Origin of the sequence: Polyangium sp. 6x1, from assembly GCF_029946515.1 — a bacterium.
In the GTDB taxonomy this organism is placed as follows: Bacteria; Myxococcota_A; Polyangia; order Polyangiales; family Polyangiaceae; genus Polyangium.
On sequence record NZ_JARZHH010000011.1, the window covers coordinates 16091 to 33486 of the forward strand.

Genomic DNA, 17396 nt, shown 5'->3' on the forward strand with positions numbered 1-17396 from the left:
CGAGGCGCCGTGACCGACGAAGGCGAAAATAAGCCCGCCCCGAGGCCCCGCGCGCGCTGGAAACGGCGCCTCCTCGTGGCGTTCGTCCTCCTCGTCGTCGTCCCGACCCTCGCCCACGTCTCGATCCTCGCTGGCACGCGCATCGAGCCCCCTGCCATTGCCCAGGCGACCGGCGAGGCCGCGGAAACGCGCCCCGGCCTGCGCGTCCTCGGCCCCGCTTATGCCCGAAAACGCGGCGCGATCCTCGAAGTCCGCCTCGCCGGCACGCCCGAGGAGATCGGCCACCAGCATGCGCGCCTCCTCTACCGCGAGATGGTCGAGAACGAGGGCACGCTCTACGACCAGTTCAGCCATTACGTCCCCGTCCCGCCGTTGCGCTGGCTGCTCGTCGACCTGAGTCGCCTCGAATTCCGGCACGTCGACCAGGGAATGCAGGACGAACGCCGCCACGAGATCGCCGCCCAGGCCCGCGGCTTCTCCCCCGACCCGTACGACGGCTTCCTCTCGACGTACCATCGCTTCGTCTTTTTGCATTCCCTCTACGACATCGCCCTCTCCTTCGAGCATTCGCCGCTCATCGGCTGCACGAGCTTCGCGCTCGGCGACGGCGCCTTCGAGGACGGCCACACCGTCCTCGCCCGCAATTTCGATTTCGAGGCCGGCAGCATCTTCGACACCGGCAAGGCCGTCTTCCTCGTCCGCGAGGAAGGCCGCATCCCGTATGCCTCCGTCGCGTGGCCGGGCCTCATCGGCGCCGTCAGCGGCATGAACGCCGAGGGCCTCGCGCTCGTCGTCCACGGCGCCCGCGCCCGCAAGCCTCGCAGCGTTGGCGAGCCCGTCGTCCACACCACACGCGACCTCCTCGGCCGCGCCCGCACCACCGCCGAGGCCATCGATCTCCTCCGCGACCGGTCCCCCATGGTCTCGCACATGATCATGCTCACCGACGCCAAGGGCGACGTCGCGATCGTCGAGCGTGCCCCGGGCGAGCCGATCCACGTCCGTCGTGGACGCGGCAAGGTCCCGCTCACGAACCACCTCGAAGGCCCGCTCGCGGGCGACCCTGCGAACAAGCGCGTGGAGGCGGAGACCTCCACGCACCCGCGCCGCGCGCGCCTCGACGAGCTCCTCTCGAATCTCCCGCCCGCCGCGTCCGTCGAACGCGTGATGGGCGTCCTGCGCGACAAGAAGGGCCTCGGCGGGGTGGATCTCCCGATCGGCCATCGCCAGTCGCTCGACGCCCTCATCGCCACGCACGCCGTCGTCATGGACACGACGGCGCGTATCCTCTGGGTCAGCGAAGGCCCGCACCTGCTCGGCCGTTTCGTGCGGTTCGACGTCGCCCGGCTCCTCGAATCGGGCTACGAACCGAAGGACGACGAGCCCCTCATCACCGCCCCCGAAGATCCGCTCTATCGGTCCCCGGCCTACGAGGCCTGGGAAAAGGCGGGCCAGCCGCATCATGGAGAGCTCTGATGGACCGACGTGATTTCTTGCGAAATGCCCTCGCCGCCTCGGGCGCGCTCCTCGTCCCGGCGTCCTTTCCCGCTGATGCGCATGCCGACGAGGTCTCGGAGGTCCTTGGCCAGATCACGAAGGCGCGCGCGGATCTCAAGACGCTCGTCGGCCCGTTCGAGCAGGAGCGCACGATTGGCCTGCTCGCGACGGCCGTGAAGAGCGCCGGCGAGATGACCATGGTTCGCCCCGACCGATTGCGCTGGGAGCTCTTGCCCCCGGACGCGGTCACGTATTACGTCGGCCCGGAAGGTTTTGCCTTTGCGACCCCGCGCGGCGCGGCGAGCGTCGGCAAGGCCGCGGCGGGCCGGTTCGGCGCGGTGCTCGGGGATCTTCTGATTCTGATGGGCGGCGACCTCGAAAAACTCCGCGCCCGCTACGAACTCAGCATCCCCAGCAAAAAAGACGGCATCACGCTGCGCGCCGTCCCCCGGGCCGAGGACGTGAAGAAGCACGTCAAACGCCTCGAAATGCGCCTCGGCCTCGAGCTCTGGACGATCAGCGAGGTCACGATCGAGGAGCAGACCGGCGACCAGAGCGTCATTCGATTCGGCAAGCAAAAGCGCGACGTCCCGGTCGACCCGGCGAAGATGACGCCGCCGAAGAGCTGACTTCCTTCAGCGCCGTGCAGGCTTCCGCGCCGCCACGAGCCCATCCCTCAATGTCGCTTTCGTCGTGATGCCCACGAGCTCCAGATGGAGCTCCACCAGCGTGCGGGCCGCGGACGGCCCGAGGCCCGTGAGCACGACCCGCGCGCCGAGCAGCCCCACCGCTTTCGTCACGCGGACGAGCGCCTCCGCGACGGCCGCGTCCACCGACGGCACGCCCGTCACGTCGAGAATGGCGACCTCGGCCGCGTGCGTCACCACGCCTTCGAGCAGCGTCGCCATCATTTGCTCGGCCCGCGCGTGATCCACGCTCCCCACGAGCGGCATCAAGAGCACGCCGTCGCCGAGCGGCACGAGCGGCGTGGAAATCGCGCGGAGCATCTCCCGCTGCGCGCGAATGGTCTCCTCCTGCGAGGCCGCCGCCTGCGCGGCCCGCTCCGCCGCCAGCCGCTCCGTCACGTCCGTCAGCACCGCCTGCGAACGGACCACGTTTCCTGCCTCGTCCTTGTCGGCGATCGCCGAGAGCATCACGTCGAGCGGCGACCCGTCCTTGCGGACGAATTGATACAGGATGTTGTCGCATCGGCCCGACTTGAAAAACGCCGGCAGGACGACCTCGCGCGCATACCGCGCCGAGTCCGGCGTCAAGAACTCCGTCGAGCGACGCCCGATCACCTCGTCCCGCGTGTATCCCATCGCCTCGATCCAGCGATCGTTCACCGCGCTGATCCGCCCTTGCGCGTCGATCGAATGCATCATCGCCGGCAGATGATCGAAGAGCCAATCGTGGTGCGCCTGGACATGATCGAGCGCATCGCGCAGGCTCGCGACCGATTGCCTCGCGAGGGACGTGGCGGCGCGCTCCGCCGCGTCCTCCAAAAACGACGCCGCCGCGCCGCCGATCTCCCGCTCGCTCGACGCGAGGGCGTGACGGACGAGGGCGCGCCGGACGACGCCGAGCGCGAGGAGGGCCGTATCGAGCGGAATTCCCGTGATTTCCACGGTTTCGCTCAATATCGCCGCCACCGCCTCGACTTCGACGCCCTCGGCCCCGCGGAGCAGCCCGTCCACGAGCGGCGCGAGGATCGAAACGGGCGTGTTCGTCTCTCCACGCGCGGCGCGATCGTCAAAGTCCCGACACACTTCTTCCAGTATGGCTTCACGCTGGGAGAGCAGAGATCCAAGGGCGGCAGCGTGGCGCGGCGGGTACGGCATGAGCGCGCCGTTATAGGGGCTGCCGCGCGGTTTGAAAACGGTTGTTCGAACACCAAAGACTGTAATGTAAATTCGTAGTAGACTTCGCCCATGCGCGCTCTTTCCATCTCGATCCGGGCGCTCCTCTTCGCCCCTCTCGTCCTCCTCACGGCCTGCGCCACCCCGCTCGCTCACGGCCCCTCGAAGGGCCTGCGGCTGCGCCACGTCGTCCTTTATCAGAATGGTCTCGGGTACTTCGAGCGCACGGGGGAGATGTCCTCGGACAAACTCGCGCTCCGGTTCCGCGAGCGCGAGGTCGACGACGTCCTGAAGAGCGTGGTCGTCATCGAGGAGGGGCTCGGCCCGAACGAGACGCCGTCGACCGTCAGCGCCCATTTGCCGCGCTCGGGCCGCGGCGCCTCGCCCGAGGAGCCGACCGAGCTCGAGCTCGTCTTCTCCCCGCGCCCGTCCCGCCCCGTCTCCATTGCGTACGCCGTCCCCACGGCCGCCTGGAAAGCCACGTATCGCATCATCCTGCCGACGAAGGAGCAAAAGGACCGCCGCGCGCTCCTGCAAGCGTGGGCGCTCATCGACAACGTCGGCGACGAGGACTGGAACGGCGTGCGCGTCACGCTCGCGACGGGCGCGCCGCTCTCGTACAGCTCCGACCTCCGCTCGCCCACGATGATCGAGCGGCCCGAGCTCAAGGGCATTTACGGCCCGCAGGGCGGCGCCGTCGGCCCCGTGCTCGCCGAGAACGTCGCCAGCCGCGACAGCGACGGGGACGGCGTCCCCGATCGCGAGGACGCTTGTCCCAACGACCGCGGCACCGTGCATACCGATCCCAGGCTCGCCGGCTGCCCCTCGCACGTGCGCCTCACCTCGAGCGAGCTGCGTATCCTCCACGCCGTCCATTTCGACCGGAGCTCCGACGCCTTGAAGCCCATGGCGCAGCCGCTCCTCGACGAGGTCGCCAAGGCGCTCCTGGACCACCCGCACATCGAGCTCCTCGAAATCGAGGGACACACCTCGACCGACGAGCCGAACCCGACCGATCTCGCGACGCGCCGCGCCTCGGCCGTACGGGCCGCGCTCGTCAAGCGAGGCGTCCCCTCCAGCCGGCTCTCGATACGCTCGTATGCCACGGACCGGCCCCTGGAAAGCAATACGACGGAGCCGGGGCGCACGAAGAACCGGCGCGTCTCATTCAACATCACCAGGCACATCGGGAACGAAGAGAAAGATGCCACGACGACGGGGACGACCTCGCCCATCACGACGGAGGCCCTCGCGCGCGTGCCCGAGGGCGCGAGCCGTATCGACGCTTCGAGCGGCAGTTACCGCTACCAGATCGCGAACCCCGTCACGCTCGCCAAAAAATCGTCGGCGCTGATCACGCTCATCAATCGACCGATGAACGGCGACGACGTCCTGCTTTATCGGCCCGACCCCGCGGCCCCGCAAAGCGCGACGCACCCCTTCCGCGCGGCCGAGATCGAGAACAAGAGCGACATCGGCCTGCAACCCGGCTCGGTCTCGATTTTCTCGGGTGGCACGTTCGTCGGCGAGGGCGTGATCACGCGCCTTTTGCCGGGCGAACGATCGACCATTCCCTACGCCGTCGACACGTCGACGCGCGTCGCGCAGGTCCGTGCCTCGCTCGACGAGCCCGTGCGCATCGTCGCCCTCGCCCGCGGCGTCCTGCGCGTCACGGACCGCCAGCGGCTCGTGACGACCTACGAGATCGAGCCCGGCCACAACGTGCCGAGCACGCTCGTCCTGCGGCACCCGAGGACCCCCGGGTACGAGCCGCTCGCGCTGCCCGAGGGCACCGAAAAAAACCCCGACGCTTATTTCATCCGCGTCGCGCTCACGCCGCTGAAGCCGCTCAAAATCATCATCGAGGAGGCGCGCCCCGTCGAGCGGCAATGGCTCGTGCTCACGGCCGACGGCGAGCGGCTCGCGCTGTACCTGAAGGGCTCGGCGCTGCCCGAGGACACACAGAAACGAATGGCCCGCATCGTCGAGCTGCGCCGCGCGCTCGGCGCCGCAAACGACGAGCTCACTCGATTGCGAGACAAGCGGCAGGAAGCCGTCGATCGCGCCGTGGAGCTCCGCGAAAACGTGAAGGCGATCGAGAAGACGCCCCAGGCCGACAAGCTCCGCAAGATGTTGCTCGAACGGCTCGAAGGCGTGACGAAGGCTGGCGACGAGCTTGCCGTGAAGATCACCCAGCGGAGCGACGACGCGGCCATCGCCCGCGCCGAGCTCGACGACGCCGTGCGCGACCTCGTCATCCAGGAGGACGCGAAGGCGGCCGGCGGAACACCCTGATCAGAGCATCGCCACGGGATCGACGTCCACCACGACCCGCACGCGCCGATCGATTTCCGGGATCGCCGCCGCCGCCGCCTGGGTCGCGGCCCGGAGCGCGCGCCGATCCTTGGAGCGCAAAAGAACACGGAATCGATATCGGCCTCGCAGCCGCGCGAGCGGCGCCGCCGCGGGGCCGAGGACCTCGACGACGCGCGACTGCCCCTCGGGCGAGGTCTTCGCGTGCGCCGCGATCACGCCCGCCGCGCGCCGCGCCGCCTCCTCGTCGAGCGCGTCGACCCGGAAGAGCGACAGACGCGAAAAGGGCGGATACCCGACCTCCGCCCGATCGGCGAGCTCGTGCTCCAGGAATGCGTTCACGTCGTGCCGTTTCGCGAATTGCACGGCAGGCTGCTCGGGATTGCGCGTCTGAATGATCACCCGGCCCGGACGCTCCCTCCTTCCGGCGCGCCCCGCCACCTGCACGAGGAGCTGAAACCCCCGCTCCGACGCGCGAAAATCCGGCAAGGAGAGCGCCGCATCCGCATTGAGGACGCCGACGAGCGTCACATTGCCGAGGTCGTGCCCCTTCGTGACCATTTGCGTGCCCACGAGCACGTCGATCTCGCCCGCCCGCATCTTCGCGAGGATCGCCTCCGCCTTCGCGCCGTCGGCCACGTCCCGGTCGAGCCGCGCCACGCGGGCCGTGGGAAATGCCTCCGCGATCGTCTCCTCGAGCCGCTCCGTCCCGAGCCCTTCGAGCGCGAGCGCGGGCGCTTTGCACTCCGAGCATGCCGCGGGCATCGGCCCTTCCCAGTCGCAATAATGGCACCGCATGCGCCCGCCCCGCGCCCGGTGAAACGTGAGCGCCACGGAGCAAGCGAGGCACGTCGCCACGTGCCCGCACGACTCGCACACGACGCTCGGCGCGAAGCCGCGTCGATTGAGGAACAGGATCACCTGCTCCCCCGCCGCGAGCGTCTTCTCCAGGGCGCGATGCAGAGGGAGCGAGATGAGCTTGTTCCCCGTCGGTCCCGCTCCAATGCGGCGCAGATCGACCGTCGTCACCTCGGGCAACGTCGCCTCGCGGTGCGCGCGGTCGGGCAGGTGCAATTCGACGAGTTTGCCCTGACGCACGAGGTGCACCGATTCGAGCGACGGCGTCGCCGAGCCGAGCACGGCCACGGCCGCCGCCCGATGCGCTCGGAGCAAGGCCATGTCGCGGGCGTGATAACGCACGCCCTCCTCTTGCTTGAACGATCCGTCGTGCTCCTCGTCGACGATGATGAGCCCGAGGTTCGCGACGGGCGCGAAGATCGCCGAGCGCGCCCCGATCGCCACGCGCACGGCCCCCGTCCGCACGCGCTTCCACATCGCGTGCCGATCCGACTCCGACAAACCGCTGTGCAAGACGGCGAGATCATCGCCGAAGCGCGCCCGGAAACGCGCCACGAGCTGCGGCGTGAGCGCGATCTCGGGCACCATCACGATCGCGCCTCGCCCCCGCGCGAGGCAGCCCGCGATGGCCCGCAGATACACCTCGGTCTTTCCCGAGCCCGTCACACCAAAAAGCAAAAAGGCCGCCGATTTCCCTTCCGACAGCGCCGCCTCGATCCGCGCCTCGGCCGCGCCTTGCGCCTCGTTCAGCGCCGGCGGCTCGTCGCGCGGCTCGGGGCTCGCGAAAAACGCGTCCCGCGGCGGCTCCCGCTCCTCGGTCACCACGAGCCCGAGCTTCGCGAGTTTCTTCACCGCGGCCCGCGCATTGCCGAATTTCTCTTCGAGCCGCGCGATCGGCATTTCCCCGTTCGACCGGAGGAGGGCGAGCACCGACGCGGCTTGCCCGCGCAGCGCCCCCGGCTCCTCCACGGCGTCTGTCGGCCGCGCATACACAATCTTGCGCCCGCCCACCTGCTTCACGCGCGAGAGCGTGCCCGGCAGCTCGCCCTGTGCTTCGAGCGCGCGCACGTCCTCGCGCTCGACGGCCGGAAGCGCGAGCCGGAGGACCTCGCCGATCGGCGCGAAATAATACGACGAGAGCTCGCGCAAAAACGAGAGCAGCTCCGGCGGCAGGACCGGCTCGGGATCAACGACCGCCGTGATGGGCTTGAGCCGCACGCCCTCGGGCGCCGCGCCCTCGGACGTCGTGAGGACCACGCCGAGGACCTTCTTTCGACCGAACTCGACGAGCACGCGCGCGCCCGGACGAACCGAGGCGGCGAGCGCGAGCGGGACCTCGTAGGAAAAGGCCCGCGCGAGCGGGACGGGGACGGCGACCTCGCAGAGGAGGGGCATGGATGCCGGAGAGGTATCAGGTTTTCGGAGGTCGTGCACCCGGGAGGACGAGCGGGCACGTCCACACGCGGGACGTGTTAACCTCGACCGCATGACGCGAGACCAGCGCGGCCTCCTCGATTACCTTGGTGACGACGCCGAGCGACCGTTCCTGCTCGACGCGATGAATGGCGCGCTCGACGACGAAAAGCGCCTCGCCTATGCGGCGCTGCTCGATGGCCACGATCCCGAGCGCGCCGCGTGGCTGCGGCTCGCGGTCGCGCTGCACGAGAGCGCCGCCGAGGATCCGGCGACCCGCGCACGATTCAGCGAGCTCTCGCGCCTCGTCTCCCGCGACTGGACGGACCTCCTCGGCCGCAACGAGATCCTGAATTGCGGCAGCGCCAAACAAGAGAAGCGTTACGTCCGGTTCACGTTCGCATGCCCCGAGCGCTGGGAGACACTCGCGCCGACCGAGGAGGCCTCCGTGCGCTTCTGCGGCCGCTGCCAGGAGCGCGTCTATCTCTGCAATCGCGGAGCCGACGCAGCGGCGCACGCCGAGGCGGGGCGCTGCATCGCGGTGCCCCGGGAGCGATCGCTGGTTTTGGGGAGGCCCGATCCGAATGGCGACTGGGCCAACGCCATGTTCCCCGGCGACGACTGATTCGTTTCAGCCGCCCGTCGTGAGCTGGAGCATCACGAGCCCGGCCACCATCGCCGCCGCGAGCAGCAGAATCGCCCCGGCATACCCGCCCTCCGACGCCTCGCGCGGCGCGATCTTCATGAGCGCGCCGGCCTCACCCTGCGATTTCAGCGCCTTGCGCCGCTTCTTCGCGAGCCGCTTCTCCCGCTCCGCAGGATCGAGCGATCTCGCCTGCCGCACCCCGCTCGGCGGAGCGTCGGCGACCGCTTCCTTCCGCGGCACCACGCGCTGCGTGGGCGGCGTCGGCGTGTGGTTCGGGTTTTTCTGGGCCGCATTGCCGTTCGCCGGCCGCGCGCGCTTGCCGATCGGCGTGATCACCGCGACCGGGCCGCGCTCGATCGCCTCGATCGCGCGCTGCCGCGCCCTCCGCTCGGAGATCAGCTCCTTGCCGAAATGGTGCGTGAGCCACGCGCCGAACTGGATCGAGCTCGTGAGCATGCGCGTCTTCGCGGCGTATGCTTCGATGTCGCGCAGCATCGCCGCGGCCGTGGGATATCGCTCGCCCTCGTCCCTCGCGAGCGCGCGCCGCACGATGCCGAAGAGCTCCTCCTCCTCGGGCAAACCCCGGCTCGGCAGCTCCGGGATCTCGGCCCTGCGCGAAGCCTGGAGCAACGATTCTCCGGGCTGCGCCTTGTAAAGACGCCTGCCCGCGAGCAGCTCCCACAGAATGATCCCGACGGCGAAGACGTCCGAGGTCGCGGTGAGCGCCTCGCCCCGCGCCTGCTCGGGGCTCATGTACCCGGCTTTGCCCTGGAACGCCGTATCCACGCCCTCCACGGTGCCCGCCCGCGCGATCCCGAAATCGCAGAGCTTGACCTCGCCCTCGAAGCTCACGAGCACGTTCGCCGGCGAGACGTCGCGGTGCACGATGCCGAGCGGCGCGCCGGCCTCGTCCTTCAATCGATGCGCGTAATCGAGCCCGCAGAGGACCTCGCCCACGAGCATGAGCGAATACGCGACCGGAAACGGCACCTTCGCCGCGGCGGCGCGGCGCAAGAGCTCGCGCAGATCGAACCCCTCGACGTACTCCATCGCGAGGTACAGGCTCTCGCCATCGCGCCCGAGGTCGTGGACCTCGACGACGTTCTTGTGGCGGAGCAGGCTCGTGATCCGCGCCTCCTCGGCGAGCATCTCCGCCATGCGCGCGTCGTGCGCGAGCTCGGGCAGGACCTCTTTGATGACGCAGAGGCGAAACGCCCCGAGCTCCGTCTTGCGGCGGGCGAGATAGACGTTCGCCATGCCGCCGTAGCCGATCCGCTCGAAGAGCGTGTACGGGCCGAGCTTGCAAGGCAATCGCCGGCTCGCGCGCTGCTTCCGGCGCGAGGACGGAACGGCGGAGGGCGGGGGCGTGGGGGTCGGTTGGGCAGCGAGCGCGGCGGTCACGACACGTCCCCCATGCCAGAGGGCCGGGGGACGGGCCAAGAAACGGCAAAACGAGAGCGGCTAGAAGAAGAGCTCTCGCTGGCTCGGCGTGAGCGCGGGCACCTTGGGCGTCTTCTTGTTGCTGCCGAAGACGATGAACGGCTCGTCGCGCTCCGGGCCCGTCAAGCGCTCGTAGATCGCGTCGAGCGAGAGCAGAATGCCCGCGCTGAACTGCGCCGACGCGCTGTAGAACGGATCCTGGATCTGGCTCTTCGGGCTGAGGTTCGAGGCGACGTTGTCGTAGCCGAGCGAAATGCCCCATTCGACCATGGGGAAGTAGGTGAGGCCGACGCTGAACGCGGTGGAGAGCGCGTAATTCGGCGCCTCGACGTCCTGGTGCATGACGCACGCCGGACCCGTGGTGATCACGGCCTGATCGGTGCAGTCCACGCCGGTGCCGCCGCCGCCGGCTTCGTTCAGGATGCGGTAATTGAGGCCGCCGGCGACGAAAACCTGGAGCTGGCGGCCGAAGATGTTCTCGTCGAAAAAGATGAACGCGCTCGGACGAACGCTGTTCGTGTCGAGGAACCGGCCGCCGAGGACGTCATTGGGTCGCGAGAAGCCTGCGAGGTTCTGCTCCAGGTTCTTCGCCGCGATGTCGGGGTTCGTCGGGACGTCCGCGCGCGTGAAGCGGTGGTCGTACCGGACGCCGACGCCGAGGAGGATCGAATCGAGGAACGAGGCGTCCTTGCCGCGGATCGGGATGTTGAGGAACGCCGTCGCCCGCGGCGAGACGCCGAGGTAGATGCCCGATCCGTACGAATTCTTGGAGGTGGGGAGCGTGAACGTCGCGTTGAAGTTCGTCGCGAACGACCATTCCTTGTCCGCGCTCTCCCAGATGGGCTTGCTCAAGACGAACGCGACCGAGGTGTCGCGGAGCTGCGTCTCGTGAAGCTTCTTCGTGCTGCCGTTCGTGAGCTCGGTATCGAAGCCGAAGCCGGCCGCCACGCGGAGCGAATACCCGCGCGACGTGCCGTCGGCGAGCTTGGGCTCGAGGAGGTAGTAGTTCAGCGTGAGCCCGAGGCCCGTCACGAACTCCTCGTTCTCGCCGCCGATGTTGTCACGCCCGAGCCCGAGGGCCGTCGTGGTGACCGAGTTGTTCCAGTTGAGGTTCGTGCCGCGCCAGCGCACGCGCGGCGGCGCCTTCTTCGGCGTCACGCCCGCATCCGCGCCCGGCCCCGGCGGCTGCACCGTGAGCATCGGCTCCTGCCCCGGAGGCGGCGGCGGATTGAGCGGCGTCGTGGTGTTGCCCGTGAGGTACGGCGGGAGCGTGACCGGCGGCGGAGCGTCGGGCGCCCCGGCCGGATCCCCCGGCGGAGGCGGGGGCGGCGGCGCGTCCGGGTTCGGGGAGGGAGGCGGCGCGCTCGGGTCCGCCTGATCCGCGCCCGCGGCCGGCGCCGGCTGTGCCAGCGCCGAGGCCTGCCCGAAGAGCCCCACGCCGAGGGCAAAGACGATCCCGAGACGATGCTTCATGCCGTGCTTCTCCACGATCTACCGAGCGCCCTCGCCGCCGGTGCCGACGCCCCGAGGGACTCGGTTGCGTCTCACACCTGGCCCCCGGCGTCAATGACGGGGGGAGGAGGACCGACCGATCCAAGGCAGGATCCGTACCGCAGCCGAAGCGGCGCCGATCCACGTGTTTCGCCGCAAAAACGGCGTCGGGGTCGGGAGCGGGCGCGGGGGATCGTTACGGTCTTGACGAGGGGGGCCGTCGCGATGCTGACGAGCGGAGCACGACGGGCGGGGGCGTGGCGTGGGCAAGCTCGCCGAACGTCAGCAGGGGCAGAGGAAGTACGGGACCGCGACGCTCCGGATCGCGAAGCCGCTCGCGCTCTTGCGAAGGACCGATTGGTAGCCGAGCAACGAGGGCGACCCGTCCCGATCGAGGTGCACGAGGGTGCTCGGGAGGAAGTCGTCTGCGCCCTCGTAGAGCTTCACGAATCGGGCGTCCTTGGCGGGGCCGCCTTCGAGCTTCCAGAGCGCCGTGAGTTTCCCGCGAAACTCGCTGCAAACCTCGCCCGCGTCGGCGTCGAGCCACACGTACGTCGCGCCGTCGCCCGAAAAGACCTTTACGGTGGGGCTCGCGCCGTTGTGGTGCTCCCACGCGACGCCGGGCGTCTGGATGCCCGCGTTCTGGTAGCTCTCGTCGATCTCGGCATACCCCGCGAGGTCTCGCATCTCGGCGGCGGCGCGGGTCGCGAGCGCGATGGGCGCGTCCTTCACCGTGAACGGGCGCGCCTGGGGGAGCTCACGATCACGGGCGAACATCGCGTCCTTGCAATCGCCCTCTACGTCGCCGAGCTCCGCGACGAGCGAACGGCCGCCCTCGGCCATACCCCACGCCTCCTCGGCGATCTGCTCGGGCTTCGCGGGCGGGATCGGCGTCCCGTCGTAATCCTCGCCCTTCCATTGCTGGCGAACGCCATAATCGGGCTCGACCCGGCCGAGCAGGCTGAGCGGGCCGAGCTTGCCCTCGCAAACGACGCCCTTGGAACCATAAAGGCGAACGGGCGTCCCGATACGTCGGACGAGCGAGGCGGGGAGCGTGGCGGGCGCGATTTCGCGGCGCGTGATGACGGGGAAATCGTCGGAGACGAGGAGCGGCGCGCCCTGGGCCCAGCGATCGACGTCCGGGTTGGCGTCGAGGACGACGTAGGTCTTGCCATTCTCGACGAGGACGTGCGCGAAGAGGCTGGGATCGAGGTCGTCCAGCATCACGGCGGCTTTTTCGGGGGAAGGCGCCGCGGGAGCCGGGGCAGGCGAAGGCGCGGGGGCGGCGACGGCGGTCGGCTCGACGCTGGGGATCCGCACGAGGGCCTCTCGCTTCGAGCAACCGACGGCGGACACGACGAGCAGAAGAGCAGCGAGAGCAGAACCGAGACGCATGACGAAGCCTCCGGGCACGGTTACCATCAGGATCCGTGCCGGGCCTCATTTTCGGGTGAAGACGCGGCGCTCGCAGGATCGCGCCAGCGCGGGCCGTGTCTACCGGTCCACCAACCGTAGCGACGGCCCCACGTCTGCCTTGCGGCTCACGATCCGCTCAAGCCACCGCGGCTTCCGTCTTGGACTCGGCTTTTTTGGCGTCGGCCGCGGGCGCCGCGGCGGCGGCCTTGGGCTTGGCGTTCCACACGCGCGTGGCGAAGAGCAGGCCCACGGCGGCGACCGGCAGCATGGCGATCGGCCATTGCTTCCAGTTCGCCGGGTCCTTCGCGGCCTCGCCCGAAGGCAGGATCCGGGCATACAAGAGCGATTGGAAGCCCGTGCCGAGATACACGAATCCGTCGATGATCCCGGTCGCCACGCCCGCGTTTTTCTTGCCGCCGAAATCCATGCTCGCGGTGCCGGAGAGCATGCCGTGCACGCCGATCACGCAGAGCGACATGAACACGACGGCCCAGCCCGTGATGGGGCTGCCGAGCACGGCGAGCGTGACCGCCGCGCCCGCGAGCAAGCCCCCATAAAGGACCGACGCGACCGGGCCGCGCCGCGATTCGAAGACGTGGTCGGAGATGAGCCCCGCGAAAATGCCGCCGAGGATGCCGGCCACGCAGAGCAGGACGCCCCAGTTCGCCGAGACGAACCCCTCCTTGACGCCCGTCTTGTCGGCGAAGACGAGGTACCATTTCATGACGGCGTTCCGGAGAAAGCCGCTGCAGAACTCGATCGCGATGATGATCCAGATGACCTTCTGGGAGAACATCTTCCGCGCGACCTCGGCGAGCCCGACCGGCTCGCCCGTGTCGCCGCTCGACGCGTCGGCCGTATCGAAATCGGCAAAACCCGCTTGTCCGGGCGTATCGCGAATGATGAACGCGTCGATCACGAAGAAACCGACGAGCAGGGCCGCCGGGACCATGAAGGCCGCGGTCATGCCCATCTTGACCGCGATGAAGCGGCTCCAGTCGTAGGCGAAGTAGAGGCCGAGCGAGATCAGGATGCCGAAGACGCCGCCGAGCACGCCGCGCTCGCGGAGGTGGAACCAGGGCGCATTGACCTTGACGATCGAGACGGCGCCGAAGCTCTGGAAATACATGTTCCCCGCGAAGAGCACGGTCATCGCGGTGACGACGGAGCCGTGATCCATCTGGCCCGCCTGCGCACGCATCGTGATCATGCCGAGCAGGGCGTTCATGAGCGCCGAGCCGCCCGCCGCGATGAGGATCGTCGCGCGTCCGCCCCATCGATCCGTGAGCGGGCCGTTCAGGAGGAAGGCCACGCCGTAAAGGATGGAACCCACGCCGTCGATGTCGCCGTACTCCTGCTTCGTCAAGAGCCCGATCTTCTCCATCAGCGACGCGTTCGCCGAGAGGTTGTACCGGCCGAAGTAGAGCAGCGCGTACGTGAGCCCGAGGGGGAACCAGTTCAAGAAACGCCGGCGCTTGAAGGCCTCGGAGTGGCCGAGGTCGATCTTCGGCAAGCGGCTGACGACCACGGCGATCGCCGCGAGCAAGAGCACGATCGGCAGGAGGTTCTTGAGCCAGTCGGGCATGACGGACCGCATCCTACCCGAGCCTTCCCTCCGTTCGCACGCGTAAAGCCACGTTGCAGCGCAGCAGAACGCCTGCAACGCTGCGCCGCGCATGATGTCGGAGGAGAGGATCGAAGAGGTGGAGCTCGCGACAGACCCGAGCGTCGTGCGACGGGACAGACTGCTCGGCGCGATCTTCGCGGAAGATCCGGAAAGCTGCCTCCTACAGCACGGCCCCGTCGCCTCGCACGTGGTCACGACGAGCGCGCCGCCACAGATCCTGCTCCTGCCCACGCGTGATCGCGACGCGATGGACAGGTTGCCCAAGCTCCTCGCGCAGATCGTGGGCGCGTCCCAACAAGCGCCGGTCCCGACGCACGTCGTCGCTGTCGGCGGCGGTACCGAGGTCGTGAACGCGCTGCGTCGCGCGTCAACAAGCGACGCGGCAGCGAGGAAGCTCGGCTTTCACTACGTCGACGACGCGAGCCGGTACGCGCACGTGAGCGGGCCGAAGCTCGCGCTGCTCGAACACGCGGCCGAGAAGATCCGCGGGACGGAGCCGCCCACGCACGAGCGAATCCACGAGGCGCTCGTGAAGGGACGCGACCTGGCGCGACGGGATCAGCGCGCGCTCGCACAGCTCCGGGGAAGGACGCCGGCGACGTTCGGGCTCATCGCCGCTTGCGCCGTGGTCGGCGCGCTCGCGGTGATGTGGGAGGGGCGCATGGGGGGCTACTCGCCGGCCATCCTCTCGATCGGCGCGACGAGCAAGCTGTTCGTGTCGGACGGCGAGGTGTGGCGCCTCTTCGCCTCGACCTTCCTGCACGCGAGCAAGTCCCATTTCGCGATGAACATGTTCGCGCTCTGGACCCTCGGCGTAATGCTCGAGCCGATCCTCGGGTGGCGGCGCTTCCTCGTGCTCTACGGCCTCTCGGGTCTCGGCGGCGCGCTCGCGACGACGTTCCTCGGCAAAGGGTGGAGCATCGGCGCGTCGGGCGCGATCTGGGGCCTCATGACCGCGGGGCTCGCGGTCGTGTTGTTTCCGCGTGGCGTCCTGCCGCCGCTCCTCATCACGCGGCTCAAGCAGAACGCGTGGCGGCCGCTCGCCCTGAACGTGCTCATCAGCTTTCTACCGAGCGTGGATTACGTCGCGCATTTCGGCGGCGGGATCGTGGGGTTCGTGGTGACGGCGCTGTTCCTCGTTCGCGGGCTCAAGCCCGTCGAGGAGCGCGTGGACGCGGGCGACGTCGAGCCCTCGCCGCGCCCCTTGCTCTCAGCCTTCGCGGTGATCGCGGGCGGGGCGATGCTCGCCTCGGTCGCGGCGGGCGTCGTGTACGGCGGCCCGTGGACGATGGAGGTGCCGCCCGCGATGACGCGAAAGGCGCTGCCCGACCTGGGTTTGTCCGTGGAGGTTCCCGCGTTGCTCGCGAAGTTCCCTGGGACGGAGAAGCGAGGCAAAACGCCGCTGTTCACGTACGGCGGGCTTGATGCAACGCCCGTCTACATCGAGATCCTCGCGGTGGATCTGGAGCGGGCGCTGCTCCCCGAGGAGGTCGACGTGTTCATGGAGGACGCGCGCTCGCAGGCGGACACGGGTGCGCCGAACGACGAGGCGGTGCGCCTCGGCAAGGCGCGCATCGAGACCGTGGGCGCGCGCAAGGCCATGTTCGTCGAGCGCGAGCTGAAGATCGACCGCGAGCCCTACGTGCTCCGCGAGGCCATCGTCGTCGTGGGCACGCGCGAGGTCAACGTGCGCGGGTATGCGCGCAAGGGCAAGCGGCCCGTGGGGTGGAAGGATCTCGAGGAGAAGGTCGTGGCGTCGATCGAGGAGCGCTGACCGGCTTCACGGGCCGACGAACTTCGGATCCTCGATCGCCTCGGCGCTGCACTCGCTCGGCGCCGTCACGGGGTTGCATCGCGAGGGCGTGCCCCCCGGGATCTCGACCCAGTACTCCGTCGCCGGGACCTTCGCGGGGAAGTCGGTCGAGACGAACTGCGCGCCGCTCGCGATCGCCGCTTCCCGCTCGATCGTGCTGCCCGTCTCGATCACCTCGCCCGCGTTCCCGTCGGCGCGCGTGCGCACGAGCATGTTCGCCGCGAGCGCCTCGGCGATGGCGTCCGCTTGGCCGATGGGATCGTTGAGGATCGCGATCGCGGCCCACGGATCGGCGGGCGACGCGTTCGCGAAAATCATCCGACCGGCGAGGCTCGTATGGTTTTTCGTGTACGCCTTCCGCGCGGCGCCGGCGTCGTCCAGCGTGAAGAGCACCTGCCCGCGGACCTCTCCGAGCGTCGGCCAGCCCTTCGAAAGGACCGCCTCCCGCAGCGTGGGCGCGTCGCCCTGGACCTCGTCCGGCACGAGGATCCGATCGTCGGGCCAAACGCTGCGGATCTCCTTGTGCAGCGCCGCGAAATACCCCTCCGCCCCGGCCTCGTCGGCCGGCACTGCGTCCTTGATCTCGAATTGCACGACGATCGGGTGGTGGGCGCGGTGCGCGTCGGACCAGGTTTTCAGGACCCGTAGACAATCCGTGAGCTTCCTGCACGTCGTCTGCTCGTCGAGGACCGGCAGGTGATACACCTCGAACGATTCGAGATCCACGTTGTAACGTAAATCCAGCTCGACGTGCCGCACGCCCTGCGCGCCGAGCTGCACGTCGAGCGGCGCGTGCGTGTAGCGCCATTCGCCGACGGTATTGCCCTCGGTCTCGATGTGGTAGCTGTTGTGCGTCGATTTCGTCTGGAGGTGATGGACCCGCAGGACGTCGTCGAGCGGATAATCGAACTTCGGCGGAGGATCCGGGGGTTTGACCTCCTCGGGTTCGCCCCCGCCGCCGCACCCGACGAGCGCCGCGGCGAGGCCGAGGCGCGCCGCGGCCCGAAAGCGGACAAACATCGG

12 protein-coding genes are annotated in these 17396 nt (G+C 69.1%); 5 read left to right on the top strand and 7 right to left on the bottom strand.

Annotation, left to right across the window (positions count from 1 at the left end; translation table 11 throughout):
• Window positions 1-9 precede the first annotated feature (9 nt).
• Both QHF85_RS13340 and QHF85_RS13345 read left to right on the top strand, forming a co-directional pair.
• Window positions 10-1476, top strand: coding sequence for a C45 family peptidase (locus tag QHF85_RS13340; protein WP_281327535.1), 1467 nt, complete (start codon window positions 10-12; stop codon window positions 1474-1476).
• Window positions 1476-2126, top strand: coding sequence for an outer membrane lipoprotein carrier protein LolA (locus QHF85_RS13345; protein ID WP_281327536.1), 651 nt, complete (start codon window positions 1476-1478; stop codon window positions 2124-2126). Before QHF85_RS13340 ends, QHF85_RS13345 begins: the two co-directional genes overlap by 1 nt.
• A 6-nt stretch (window positions 2127-2132) precedes the next feature.
• Here QHF85_RS13345 and QHF85_RS13350 read toward each other — a convergent pair whose 3' ends face one another.
• Window positions 2133-3266 (bottom strand): PAS domain S-box protein, encoded by a 1134-nt coding sequence (locus QHF85_RS13350; RefSeq protein WP_281327537.1) that lies wholly within the window; start codon window positions 3264-3266, stop codon window positions 2133-2135.
• 162 nt (window positions 3267-3428) lie between these two features.
• On the opposite strand from QHF85_RS13350, the gene QHF85_RS13355 reads away from it, so the two are divergent.
• Window positions 3429-5651 carry an OmpA family protein gene (locus QHF85_RS13355; RefSeq protein WP_281327538.1) on the top strand — a complete coding sequence of 741 codons (2223 nt, stop codon included), beginning with the start codon at window positions 3429-3431 and terminating at the stop codon, window positions 5649-5651.
• On the opposite strand, the gene priA is transcribed toward QHF85_RS13355, so the two are convergent.
• Window positions 5652-7922, bottom strand: coding sequence for a primosomal protein N' (gene priA, locus QHF85_RS13360; RefSeq protein WP_281327539.1), 2271 nt, complete (start codon window positions 7920-7922; stop codon window positions 5652-5654).
• A 91-nt stretch (window positions 7923-8013) separates the two neighbouring features.
• On the opposite strand from priA, the gene QHF85_RS13365 reads away from it, so the two are divergent.
• Window positions 8014-8565: a hypothetical protein gene (locus tag QHF85_RS13365; protein WP_281327540.1), complete on the top strand. Its 552-nt coding sequence runs from the start codon at window positions 8014-8016 to the stop codon at window positions 8563-8565.
• A 6-nt stretch (window positions 8566-8571) separates the two neighbouring features.
• Here the strand turns inward: QHF85_RS13365 and QHF85_RS13370 are convergent, their stop codons facing one another.
• From QHF85_RS13370 to QHF85_RS13385, 4 genes are all read right to left on the bottom strand, one after another.
• Entirely contained in the window at window positions 8572-9987 is a 1416-nt protein-coding gene (locus QHF85_RS13370) for a serine/threonine-protein kinase (protein ID WP_281327541.1), read from the bottom strand.
• A 60-nt stretch (window positions 9988-10047) separates the two neighbouring features.
• On the bottom strand, window positions 10048-11499 hold the full coding sequence (locus tag QHF85_RS13375) for a hypothetical protein (RefSeq protein WP_281327542.1): 1452 nt from the start codon (window positions 11497-11499) through the stop codon (window positions 10048-10050).
• 300 nt (window positions 11500-11799) lie between these two features.
• Window positions 11800-12912: a hypothetical protein gene (locus tag QHF85_RS13380; protein WP_281327543.1), complete on the bottom strand. Its 1113-nt coding sequence runs from the start codon at window positions 12910-12912 to the stop codon at window positions 11800-11802.
• 157 nt (window positions 12913-13069) lie between these two features.
• The gene (locus tag QHF85_RS13385; RefSeq protein ID WP_281327544.1) at window positions 13070-14518 is read right to left on the bottom strand and encodes an MFS transporter; all 1449 of its coding nucleotides are present in this window, start codon (window positions 14516-14518) and stop codon (window positions 13070-13072) included.
• A gap of 91 nt (window positions 14519-14609) precedes the next feature.
• On the opposite strand from QHF85_RS13385, the gene QHF85_RS13390 reads away from it, so the two are divergent.
• Complete coding sequence (locus QHF85_RS13390; RefSeq protein WP_281327545.1) at window positions 14610-16334, top strand: rhomboid family intramembrane serine protease; 1725 nt, start codon at window positions 14610-14612, stop codon at window positions 16332-16334.
• 6 nt (window positions 16335-16340) lie between these two features.
• On the opposite strand, the gene QHF85_RS13395 is transcribed toward QHF85_RS13390, so the two are convergent.
• The gene (locus QHF85_RS13395) at window positions 16341-17393 is read right to left on the bottom strand and encodes a Ca2+-dependent phosphoinositide-specific phospholipase C (RefSeq protein WP_281327546.1); all 1053 of its coding nucleotides are present in this window, start codon (window positions 17391-17393) and stop codon (window positions 16341-16343) included.
• Window positions 17394-17396 lie beyond the last annotated feature (3 nt).